At 66.9% G+C, this 10,785-nt stretch carries 10 protein-coding genes and 1 tRNA gene; 2 read left to right on the forward strand and 9 right to left on the reverse strand.

Annotation, left to right across the window (positions count from 1 at the left end; translation table 11 throughout):
- Positions 1-204: 204 nt before the first annotated feature.
- The 8 genes from I6N89_RS23425 to I6N89_RS23460 form a co-directional block, all read right to left on the reverse strand.
- Positions 205-294 (reverse strand) — tRNA-Ser (locus I6N89_RS23425).
- 180 nt (positions 295-474) lie between these two features.
- Entirely contained in the window at positions 475-747 is a 273-nt protein-coding gene (locus I6N89_RS23430; RefSeq protein WP_207020739.1) for an amphi-Trp domain-containing protein, read from the reverse strand.
- Between the two features lie 14 nt (positions 748-761).
- The gene (locus I6N89_RS23435; RefSeq protein ID WP_236016810.1) at positions 762-2,066 is read right to left on the reverse strand and encodes a metallophosphoesterase; all 1,305 of its coding nucleotides are present in this window, start codon (positions 2,064-2,066) and stop codon (positions 762-764) included.
- A gap of 31 nt (positions 2,067-2,097) precedes the next feature.
- Entirely contained in the window at positions 2,098-2,784 is a 687-nt protein-coding gene (locus tag I6N89_RS23440; protein WP_207020740.1) for a histidine phosphatase family protein, read from the reverse strand.
- Complete coding sequence (locus I6N89_RS23445) at positions 2,777-3,853, reverse strand: HprK-related kinase B (protein ID WP_207020741.1); 1,077 nt, start codon at positions 3,851-3,853, stop codon at positions 2,777-2,779. Before I6N89_RS23445 ends, I6N89_RS23440 begins: the two co-directional genes overlap by 8 nt.
- Entirely contained in the window at positions 3,850-4,731 is an 882-nt protein-coding gene (locus I6N89_RS23450; protein WP_207020742.1) for a GAK system ATP-grasp enzyme, read from the reverse strand. Before I6N89_RS23450 ends, I6N89_RS23445 begins: the two co-directional genes overlap by 4 nt.
- The gene (locus I6N89_RS23455) at positions 4,724-6,355 is read right to left on the reverse strand and encodes a phosphotransferase (RefSeq protein ID WP_207020743.1); all 1,632 of its coding nucleotides are present in this window, start codon (positions 6,353-6,355) and stop codon (positions 4,724-4,726) included. Before I6N89_RS23455 ends, I6N89_RS23450 begins: the two co-directional genes overlap by 8 nt.
- A complete protein-coding gene (locus tag I6N89_RS23460; RefSeq protein ID WP_419247635.1) occupies positions 6,342-6,737 on the reverse strand; it encodes an NUDIX domain-containing protein in 396 nt (131 codons plus the stop codon). The genes I6N89_RS23455 and I6N89_RS23460 overlap by 14 nt, the downstream gene beginning before the upstream one ends.
- A 138-nt stretch (positions 6,738-6,875) precedes the next feature.
- On the opposite strand from I6N89_RS23460, the gene I6N89_RS23465 reads away from it, so the two are divergent.
- Positions 6,876-8,057: a GAK system CofD-like protein gene (locus tag I6N89_RS23465; protein WP_207020744.1), complete on the forward strand. Its 1,182-nt coding sequence runs from the start codon at positions 6,876-6,878 to the stop codon at positions 8,055-8,057.
- 122 nt (positions 8,058-8,179) lie between these two features.
- Here the strand turns inward: I6N89_RS23465 and I6N89_RS23470 are convergent, their stop codons facing one another.
- Positions 8,180-9,220 carry an aldo/keto reductase gene (locus I6N89_RS23470; protein WP_207020745.1) on the reverse strand — a complete coding sequence of 347 codons (1,041 nt, stop codon included), beginning with the start codon at positions 9,218-9,220 and terminating at the stop codon, positions 8,180-8,182.
- A gap of 167 nt (positions 9,221-9,387) precedes the next feature.
- On the opposite strand from I6N89_RS23470, the gene I6N89_RS23475 reads away from it, so the two are divergent.
- Entirely contained in the window at positions 9,388-10,293 is a 906-nt protein-coding gene (locus I6N89_RS23475) for an AraC family transcriptional regulator (RefSeq protein ID WP_207020748.1), read from the forward strand.
- Positions 10,294-10,785: the final 492 nt, after the last annotated feature.

Genomic DNA, 10,785 nt, shown 5'->3' on the forward strand with positions numbered 1-10,785 from the left:
CGTGACAGGTAATTTTGCAGTGTGTGACACGAAAAGTTGCCTGTCACGCTACAACCGGTTCCGGAAGGCTTTGAGGCTGTCATTTCCTAACCCACATATGCACCCTTTTTTGAGCATAGGCGAAATAGCAGACATGCGTAAATCCCCGGAAAGCTTGAGATTTCCAGGGGTTTGCGCACAACGAATGCCACAAGATATAGGTAATGGCGGAGACGAAGGGATTCGAACCCTCGAGACCCTTCCGGGCCTACTCCCTTAGCAGGGGAGCGCCTTCGACCACTCGGCCACGTCTCCGTCGACCCGTTTAGAGGGGGCGCCGGTGAGAAACAAGGCGAAAATACACTCTTTTGTGCATCCATCCGGCGCGGTGAAAGTTTTCGCCGACAGACAAAGCTCACATCTTGTCGTGCGGCATTCCGCTTTGCGCCGGAGCTGCGAGATAGACCGAAGTCGCGGGGCGGCGGCGCGGCGTATTCAGCTCTCGATGCGGGGGCTGCCCTTGCGCTGAACCGGCGCCTCCGGGTCGCTCCAGGAGACCCGCAGGCTGACCTCGCAGCGGCCGTCTTCGCGTTCGGCCTTGATCCGCAGGTTCAGCAGATCGGCGGTCTTCAGCACAAGCTCCTCCTCGCCGTCGCCCAGCCGCATCTCGCCCTTCGAAAAGCCCTTGGACAGCGCCGAGAGCAGGGACTTGATCGTCTTCGTGTCCTGAAGCGACTCGTGGGTGAAGCGGCGGTTCTCGTCGGTCACGCGGCTCTCCTGTCTCAGCTCATGCGCTCGGGGGCGAAATGTTTCGCCGCCGGGTAATCCCGGCTCAGACCGATCACATCCCCGCTGGGAAAGATCAAGGTCGCGCCGGCGCCGATGCCGTCGAGCCCTTCGAGCGCGCGGGAGGCACGGTCGAGCGTGACATCGCCCTCCAGATGCAGCAGCCCGCGCTTGGCCAGAAGCCGCTGGCCGCTATGGCTGTTCACATGGCCCTGAACCACCATGTGAATGCCCGCGCGGTGCAGCGCGGTGACGCCGCGATCCGTCAGCTCGCAATCGGATGCGCGGTATTTGGTGCGCACCAGATTGGCGAGCGGGCCGAAATAGAAGCCGAGTGAGGCGCGCTCGGCCTCGGCGCGGTAGCTTGCGTTGACCGCCGACGGCCCCTCGGTCGCCAGCAGGGCGCACATGCTGTCGCAGAGCCCGGCATGCACAAAGAGCAGAGAGCCGCTGCGCAGCACCACATCCATGCTGTCGTAGAACCAGGCATAGGCGCCGCCGCGTTCGAAGAACACCTCGTGGCATTTGAGTGCGGCGGCGAGGATGTCGCGGCAACTGAGCCCGCTGCGGGCGCGGTCGCGGTCGAATTTGCGGAGCTTTTCAGTGAGCTTGGCGATTTCCTTGTCGATGAGCTTCGGGGGGAGCTCACCCTCAGCCGCGCGGGCGAAACGCGCGGGCCAGTCGGGTCCGGGCAGCAGGCGGGCGCGGCAGCTTTCCTCATCGGGCAGGGCGGCGAGATCGGCATCGGTGACGAAGCGGTCGCGCACCTCGCGCAGCGCCGGCAGGATCTTGCGGCCCATGCGGGCAAAGAGATGTTCGGTCAGCGCCGCGCGCGGCCCACGCAGTGCCGCCACGGCCATGCGCATGCGCAGATCGTGATTGCCGGCGAGGATATGCAGCTCGGCGCCGGTGGCGCGCAGCGCGGCGAGCGCGTCGAGCAGGGCGAGGTTGCTCGGCCCCTTGTCGAGACTGTCGCCGCCGAGCACGATCCGCGCCTGTTTGCCGAAGGCGGTCAGCGCGATGCGCCCGCGCTCGCGGCGGATGACGCCGCCGGCGATCAGCGAGCGCAGGAAGCCTTCGGCATCCGCATGCGGGTCGGAGACGAAGATCACCGGGCGCTCGGGCCAGCGCCAGCCGCCATGGGCGCGGGCGCGGTCGAGACAGGCGGAGATCTGCGGATGTGCCTGCGTGCCGGGCCAGGGCGCGAGATCGCGCGGCAGATCGGCAAGGCAGGAATCGGTGTCGAACATGGGCGGCAGCAGCGGGGTGGCTGGCGGGCGGAGATGCGGCTGATAGGTCAAGAGCGAGCCTTTCCAACGCGGCCGGATCCCGTCAGTCGATCGGGGCCTCTCCCTTGGCCCTGACCTTCCATTCCCCGGCCAAATGACGCCATCTACCATCGCTGTCGTGACAGATCAGTGACGGTGTTGCATGAAACATGGAAAGCTTCGGGATGTCGTCAACCGCCAGCAGGCCGAGATGGTGGCAGGCATGGCGGAACGAGGCGCCGTGGCCGACATGGATCGTGAGCATCCCGGGGCGTGCGGTCGCTTGCAGGTGGTGGGCCACACGCCGGCCTGCCTCGGCGAGGCTTTCGGCACCTTCCAGCGGCAGGCGATAGTGGCTGTCGGATTTCCAGCCGGGCGGAGGCGGGCCATAGCGGGGGTCGTCGCGCAGCACCGCCTCGATTTCCTCCACCGTCAGGTTTGCCGCGCTGCCGAGGCCACGCTCGGCCAGCGCCGGGGTCTCCTTGATCTCGGTCACGGCGAGGCCATGTGCGCGCAGCCCGTCGCGCAGCGCATCGGCGGTCTGCCAGGCGCGGAGCTGGTGAGAGCAATGGATGACCGGGGCAGGGGTGAGATTATGCTCCGCGATCATCGCCGCCAGCATGTCGGCCCCGGCGCGGGCCTGTGCCAGCCCCTCCTCGGTGAGCGGGAAGGGCTGGCGGGCCGAGGGCGCGCCGGGCCGCTGGCGATAGGCGCCGTGGCGCAGGAAGGCGATATAGGCGGGCTCAGCCATCGAAGAGCTGCCGGCTATGATCGGCGAGCGCGTCGAAATCGACGCGGCCCGAGACCTCGCAGACCCGCACACCCGCCAGCGCCGAGAGATAGCCGGCGGGATCGGGGGTATTGCCGTTTGGTTCGAAATACCCGTCGCGATGCTGGTAGAACGGGCCGGGGCTTTTCATGATGGCGCCGAGCAGGTCGGGCCGGTCGGCGATTTGTACCTCAGTAAGCCGCGTGGGCGCGTCGCTGTCGTGCTGCCAGTTCAGCACCCAGAAATCGCTGAGCGGCGCTTCGTAGCGGATGCGGCCCGGGCCATAGATCTCGGGCACGATCAGGTCGTGTTTCTCCTCCAGCGCCCAGAGCTCGGCGGGCGGCAGCGCGGCAAGCTCGGCGCGCCGTTCGGGCGAGAGCATGCCGTGCAGGCGTGGGTTGCCGAGGATGGTGCCGGGGTTGATGCGCGGATGTTTGGGAATCCCCAGCGCTTGCGGCGGATCGCCGGCGCGGATCAGCACCCGGTCGTTGCTGACGAAACGTGTGCCGGGGATCTCCATCATCCGCAGGACCGAGGTGGATTTGCCGCCGCCCGAGAGCCCGGCAATGGCCAGCGTGCGCGTCTCGCGCGTCATCGCCGCCGCGTGGCAGAGCTGCCAGCCGTCGCGCAGGCAGGCGGAGAGGATCTGCGTATTGATGAAATTGATCACCGTGCTGACATTGTCCTCCAGCGGGCCGAAGGCCATCGCCGCATCGGGGGCCTGAAGGAAGGTGACGCCGCTGCGCACCTTGCGGATCAGCCGCGCGCCGTCGAGATCGCAGACCGCATCCTTGCGGCCCGATTTGCCCGGCTCGCGCTGCCAGGCGGTCCAGTTGGGCTCGGGCGCCAGCGCCTGCCCGGGCAGCAGATGCACGGCGATGTCTCCGGGCGTGTCGCACAGCGCGTCGGCGAAATAGGCGGTCAGTTCGTCGCGCAGCGTACCGGGGCAATAGACAGAGAGCGTGACCGGGCCGACAGTGAGGTGAAAGGGCGCGGCGCTCTGCGCCGGGGCGAGGTCGAGCCGGGCGAGCACATCGGCGGCATTTCTCATGCCGAGACCTCCGCCAGCACATGCTCGGCCACCAGCGCTGCGGCGTCGATGCCGCAACCCTTCTGCGCGCCGCTATAGCCGCCAAAGGCCGAGACCTCGAAGACGATCGGCCCCTCCGGCGTCAGCGCGATATCGACGGTGGTGAAGGTCAGCCCAAAGGGCGCCTGCGCGCGGCGGCCCAGCTCGATCAGCTCGGGGCTGGGCTCGAAGGGCGCGTATTTGCCGCCGGAATGGATCGTGGTGTTCCAGCTTCCGGTCTGGCTGACGCGGGCATAGGTGCAGAGATAGCGCCCGGCGAGAAACACCATGCCAAGGTCATGGCCGGAGAGATCGGCCTTCTTCTGGATATACATCACCGGGTTCTCCGCCCGGAACGCGGCGATCTGCGCATCGGCATCCGGGGCGGTGTCTTCCAGCAGCAGCATGCCGCGCGCCTTGGTGGAAAAGAGCGGCTTGAACACCGCCGCGCCGTAGAGCGCGAGGGCGGTGCGGGCGGCGGTCTCGTCCTCGGTGATCGTGGTGGGCGGCATCGGGATATCCGCCACGCGCAGCGTCATGGTGCAGGCCAGCCGGTCCATCAGCCGCAGCACATTCTCCGCCGGGCTGAAGATCCGCACGCCGGCGGCCTCGGCCATGCGCAGCATCTCCAGCCGGTCGAGCGCGTCGGGGCTGTAGTCTTCGGCGATCTTCTTCAGCACCAGCCCGTCGAGCGCGCAGAGATCGACCCCGTCGCAGACCAGCGTGCCGGCGTCGAGATCCAGCACCGCGCGTGCCATGTCGATCACCAGCCTGTGGCCGGTGCGCGCCTGAAGCGCGTCGGCCAGCGCTTCGGTCGACCATTTTCCGGGGGTGCCTATGACCCCGATCTTCTTAGTCACTGAACAGGTTCCTTATGGGCAGTCTGAACCGCGCCTCCTTGCCCTCGGGCACGGCCAGCGCGGTTTCGAGAATATAGCGGGCACGCAGCATCATCCGGCGCGCGTGGTCCTTGTCGACGACAAAGCGGGTCGAGCTGGCGAGCGAACGCGCCAGCCCCAGCGCCAGCCGGTATTCAAAGGTGGGATCCTTCTGCCGCCGGGCGAATTTCGCCGCCATGCCGTGCATGTCGGTGGCGACCCGGGCGATGCGGGCGCGGGTGCCGGCATCGAGCACCTGAAGCCGGTAGTTCGACACCATGAAGACCGAGACATCCTGCACGTAATCCATATAGCGCGAACGGTGCAGGTCGATGAAGCGGATCTTGCGCCCCACCGGATCGTAGATGACGTTATCGAGATTGAAATCGCCATGGATATAGACCGAGAACGGCGCCGAAAGCGTCGCCTCGCGCCGGGCGGCGGCGGCGATCAGCGCGTCGAAGCTCTTGACCGTCACGCCGTTGACGCTCTGCGCCCCGCGGGCGTAGCGGGGATGCAGACGGTAGACATCCTTCATGCGCTTGGCGAGCTGCTCCATCGCCTTCATCTCGGCGGGCTCGTCGGTGCGGGTCTGGCGCCAGATATCGCCCACGGTCTTGTGCAGCGCCTTCTGCGCCTCGGCCAGTGCCGCGTCGCTGGCGCCAAGCACGATATCCTCGAAGGTCTCGCCCTCCAGATGCTCGATCAGCAGCGCCGCCGACTTGCCGCGCCGCTCATATGACAGGATCTCGGGCGCGAGGCCGGGATAGACCGAATTCCAGCTCTTCACCCCGACGCGCTCTTCCTTCACCTTGCGCCGGTCGCCGTCCTTGAAGACCGCAGTCACCGTCTCGCCCTTGCCGTTGCGCAGGCTGAGGCTGGAGATGGCGCTGCCCGAGCGCGTCTCGGCCAGCGGCTGGAGGCTGATCTCCTCGTCGCGGGCAACCCCGTCGAGCACACTGCGCAGGGTGAAATAGCGCTCGAACTGCACGGACTGGCCGATATTGATGGACAGCAGCGCCTCGCTGATCGCCAGCAGCGCCTCGCCCATGCGGTGGATCTCGTTCAGCACCAGCAGCCCGTGGGCGAGATCCTCGGTATGCTTGGTGCCCTGCATGTCGCGGGTATAGGTGCGGAACAGCCGGTCGTGGAACCCGCCGAGCTCGGCGCGGGCCTCGCCGATCTCGACCGCGAGCTTGCTGTCGCCGTCCCGTAGTGCCTCGCCGATGCGCGCCACCGTCGCGCGCACCCGTTTGAGCGGGGTCACATAGGTCTGGGGGCGCAGCAGCTTCTGCCGCTCGGCGCGCTCGGCATGATCGACGGCGCGCCGGCCCAGCCGCGAGATGAGATCGAGATTGCGCGCGATGGTGTCGGCACCCTGGAGGCGGAGCTGCTTCGCCTCGGCGCGCTTGCCGCGCATCATCGCCGCGAGGCAGGCCTTGCGCACGCGCGCAGAAAGGTTGTGTGAATAGCCCGCCCGCTGCACCAGTTGCAGCGCGATCTCGCGGCGCGGTGCCTCGAAATAGCCGATCAGCCGGGTCAGCTGCCCGTCGAGCTCGGCCAGCAGGAAGGACATGTTCTCTTCGACGGCGTCAGGCAGGGGCACAGTTCAGCCTTCCCAGATAGACCGGCGCATCGGCGCGGCTCAGCGCGAGATCGTAGCGCGGAAAGAACGCCGCGCCGGCCTCGGTCGGGTCCACCCATTCCGTCGCGATTTGGCGCTTGTCGGGCTTGCTGCCCATCCGCGGCGCGTAGCTTTCCGGTACGGCGCAGGCAAAGAGCGTCTCGACCAGAAAACGCCGCGCGCCGCGGCGCTTGCGCAGCACATCGGCCACATGCAGCACATCGCCGATCTCGGGCGCCACGCCGATCTCCTCGCGGCATTCGCGCCGCAGACACTCCTGCATGGTCTCGCCGATCTCCTGCCGCCCGCCGGGCAGGGTGAGATAACGGTGTCCAGAAGGCCACGCTTTCACCTGCACGAGCACCAGCGGCCCCCGGCGGATGACAGCGCGAACTGCCGGTCGTATGTAATCTTCAGGTATCATAAGGGTCATATGCGCGTTACGGGGCCGGGGTGAAAAGCTGTAATCGGCCCCCTTCGACCAGCCGGAGATGAATTTGCCATGACATCGCTGCATGTGGAACGCGAATTGCGGCTTCCCGACGATCTGCGGGTGGCGCGGGCGCAGAGCACGCCGCATCTCGGGCCGCGCATCCTGTTCTTCAGCGGCGGCAGCGCGCTCAACGGGATTTCGCGGCAGTTGAAGCAATTCACCTTCAACTCCATGCACCTTATTACGCCCTTCGACAGCGGCGGCAGCTCGCAGGTGCTGCGGCGCGCCTTCGACATGCCCGCCGTCGGCGATCTGCGCAGCCGGCTGATGGCGCTGGCGGACGAATCCGTGCTTGGCCAGCCCGATGTCTATGCGCTCTTCAGCCACCGTCTGCCGAAGGACGCGCCGGCCAGGGCGCTGGAGGCCGAGGTGGCGCGCATGCTCTCGGGCAAGCACCCGCTGATTACGGTGATTCCCAAGCCGATGCGTCAGCTCATCCGCTCGCTGCTCGGCAGTTTCGCCGCCGAGGTGCCGGCCGGGTTCGATTACCGCAATGCCAGCATCGGCAACCTGATCCTCGCCGGCGGCTATCTCGGCAACGGGCGGGCGCTGGAGCCGGTGCTGTTCCTGATGTCCAAGATGGTCGATGTGCGCGGGACCGTGCGCGCCATCGTCGACGAAAACCTGCATCTGGGCGTTGATCTCGCCGACGGGCACCGCGTGGTCAGCCAGCGCCTCATCAGCGGCAAGGAGGCGCCGGCGCTCGACAGTCCGATTGTGCGCTGTTTCCTGAGCGACGGCGAAGGCGGCGGGCCGGTGGCGCGCGTGGCGCTGCCGAAGCGGAACCGCCGGCTGATCGAGCAGGCGGATGTGATCTGCTACCCGCCGGGCAGCCTCTATTCCAGTGTCATCGCCAATCTGCTGCCGGCGGGGGTTGGCAAGGCCATCGCCGCGCGGCGCGTGCCGAAAGCCTATCTGCCGAGCCTTGGTGCGGATCCGGAGGCGCTTGGCCACAGTCTCGCCGATCAGGTCGCGGCGATCCTGGCGCCCTTGCGCGAAGATGCCGGGGACGATGTGCCAGCGGAGCGGCTCATGACCCATGTGATCTGCGACAGCTCGGTGTCTGAGGTGGATTGCGCCCAGGTCACGCGGCGCCATGGTCTCCCCTGCATCCGCCTGCCGCTGAAGCGCGAGGATGAGGTGAAATACGATCCGGCAAAGATCGCCCGCATTCTCGTGTCGCTCGACTGAGCGGAAGGTCCGGCGCACCCTTATATAGAGATATATAGAGAGACGTTTCGCACGCATATATATATATGTGCGTGCGGCGCGGTGCCCCGAGATCCCGGGGCACCGCGCTTTGCGCACCGGGTTTACGGTCGGTCGTCATGCATCATGTGTGCGCGGTACTCGACCTGACGGTCCATCATCCAGCCGGGATATTCCGCCGGCAGCCGGGTCACCGCATCGAGCGCGTCGAGCTCTTCGCCGCTCAGCGACACCTCCGCCGCGCCGATATTGTCGGCAAGCTGGTCTACCCGCTTGGCGCCGAGAATGACGCTGGTCACCACCTTCTGGTGCAGCAGCCAGGCCAGCGCCACCTGCGCCACGGTGCAGCCCTTGTCGGCGGCGATGGCCCGCATCACGTCGATGACGTCATAGGCGCGTTCCTTGTCGACCGGCGGGAAGTCGAAATTCACCCGACGGCCCTCTGCGGTCTTGCCCTCGCGGTCGAACTTGCCCGACAGGAAACCGCCGGCGAGCGGGCTCCAGACCATCAGCCCGATCTCTTCGGCGAGCAGCATCGGCGCCAGCTCGCGCTCCAGATCGCGGCCCGCCAGCGTATAGTAGGCCTGAAGCGAAACGATGGGCGCCAGACGCCGCGCCTCGGCGATGCCCACTGCCTTGACCACCTGCCAGGCGGCCCAGTTCGACAGGCCGAGATAGCGGACATGGCCCTGCCGGACCAGCGTGTCGAGCGCCTCCAGCGTCTCGGTGATCGGCGTGGCCGGATCGAAGCCGTGGATCTGGTAGAGGTCGATATGATCGAGCTGGAGCCGCGACAGGCTGGCCTTGGCCTGATCGAGGATATGCCCGCGCGAGGCGCCGCGCGCGTTCGGGCCGTCGCCCATCGGGCCCAGCACCTTGGTGGCGATCACCACATCCTCGCGGCGCACGCCCAGCGATTTCAGCGATTGCCCGAGGATCTCCTCGCTGCGGCCATTGGCGTAGATATTGGCGGTGTCGATAAAGTTGATGCCCGCGTCGAGCGCGGTTTTCAGCAGGGCATCGGCCTCCTCCTGCCGGAGTTTGCCGACCTTGCCCCACATGTCGTCGGCGCCGCCGAAGGTCATGGTGCCGAGGCAAAGCTCGGAAACGAAAAGGCCGCTGTGGCCGAGACGACGATAGCGCATGAATGCTGTCCTTGTGTTGAAGCGGCGCGGCAGTGGTGCGCGCCATGCGATGAATGTGGGGCCAGGTGCTCAAAGCCGCGCCGCGGATCCTCGCGAAATCCTGCACGATCCTCTCATTCGCCGCTCCGGCGCTGGTCTTGGCGGCGCAATCGGGTCACCTTCGGCGCATGGAACAGTCCCGTTTCGAGTCGCTGAAATCCCGCGCTCTGGCGCTGTGGCGCGCCCATGGGCGTGAAACGCCGATCCCCGGCCTCGTGCTGACCGTGTCCGAAGTGCCGGCGGGCCCGTTTCACGGCCTCTACCGGACGTCGTTCTGCGGCGTGCTTCAGGGCGCCAAGGCCAGCTATCTCGGTGAGCGCAGCTATCGCTACAATGCCGGCGAGTGCCTGATCACCTCGCTCGACGTGCCGGTGCGGGCGGAGATCACCGAGGCCGCGCCCGACGCGCCCTATATTGCCTTCGCGATGGATATCGACCCGGGCGTGGTGGCCGAGCTGATCCTGGAACAGGCCGCCGGCGATCCGGCGCCGCTGCCAGAGCCCGTGGCGCTGAGTGTGCATTCGCTCTCCGCCCGGCTGCTCGGCCCGCTGGAGCGTCTGATGGCGCTGGCGGAAGAGCCGCGCGACCTGCCGGTGCTGGCGCCGATGATCCAGCGCGAGATCCTGTGGTACCTGCTGACCGGGCCGCAGGGGGCGATGATGCGCCAGATCGGCCTCACCGACAGCCGCACTGCACGTATCAGCCGGGCCATCGCCTGGCTGCGTGCGCACTATACCGGCACGGTAAGCGTGCCGCATCTGGCGGCGCTGGCCGGCATGAGCCCGGCCACCTTCCACCGGCACTTCAAGGCGGCCACGGCGATGACGCCGGTGCAGTTCCAGAAATCCCTGCGTTTGCAGGAAGCGCGGCGGCTGCTGCTGGCGGAGGGCGCGGACGTGGCGCAGGTGGGATTCGCCATCGGCTACGAGAGCCCGTCGCAGTTCAGCCGCGAATACCGCCGCATGTTCGGCGCCCCGCCGGGCCGTGACGGTAGCGAGATTCGCCGCGCGCTGACCGCTGACGCCCGGGCTTGAGTCGCGATTCCCCGGGGCAGGGGGCATTTTCGGCGACTCGTTGCCCGATTCAGGCCGGGTCGCGCCGGCAGGGGAGGGGAAATCGCAAAAAATGACGAATCTTTCGCGGCTCTGAGGGGCAGGGGAGGGGGCTTTCGCCGCAGATCCACACCATGAGGCCGCAGGGGAGACGGTTTCAGGCAGGAAAAACGCCCAGGCAGAGGGCGGATCCGGAGAAAATCCGGATTTTTTCAAAAAGGTTGAAAAAAGCTCTTGCGGACTCCGGGCGCAAACCGTAGATAGCCCCTCACCGGCGGCGCTGAGGCGCACAACGGGACGCCAGACGGGGCGGCGGCGACGAGGAAACAAGGCGCTGACGCAGACGAGGCGGAGATAACATCGAGAGGCTTGACGGGCGGGCGCGCCGAAGAAGTTAGGGCGCACTGGTCTGGTTTTTGTCTCTCACGCTCTTTGACATCGCAGATATCTGAAGAGATATGCGGGCGGCTCTGG

The organism is Salipiger abyssi (assembly GCF_017311415.1).
Taxonomy (GTDB): domain Bacteria; phylum Pseudomonadota; class Alphaproteobacteria; order Rhodobacterales; family Rhodobacteraceae; genus Salipiger; species Salipiger abyssi_A.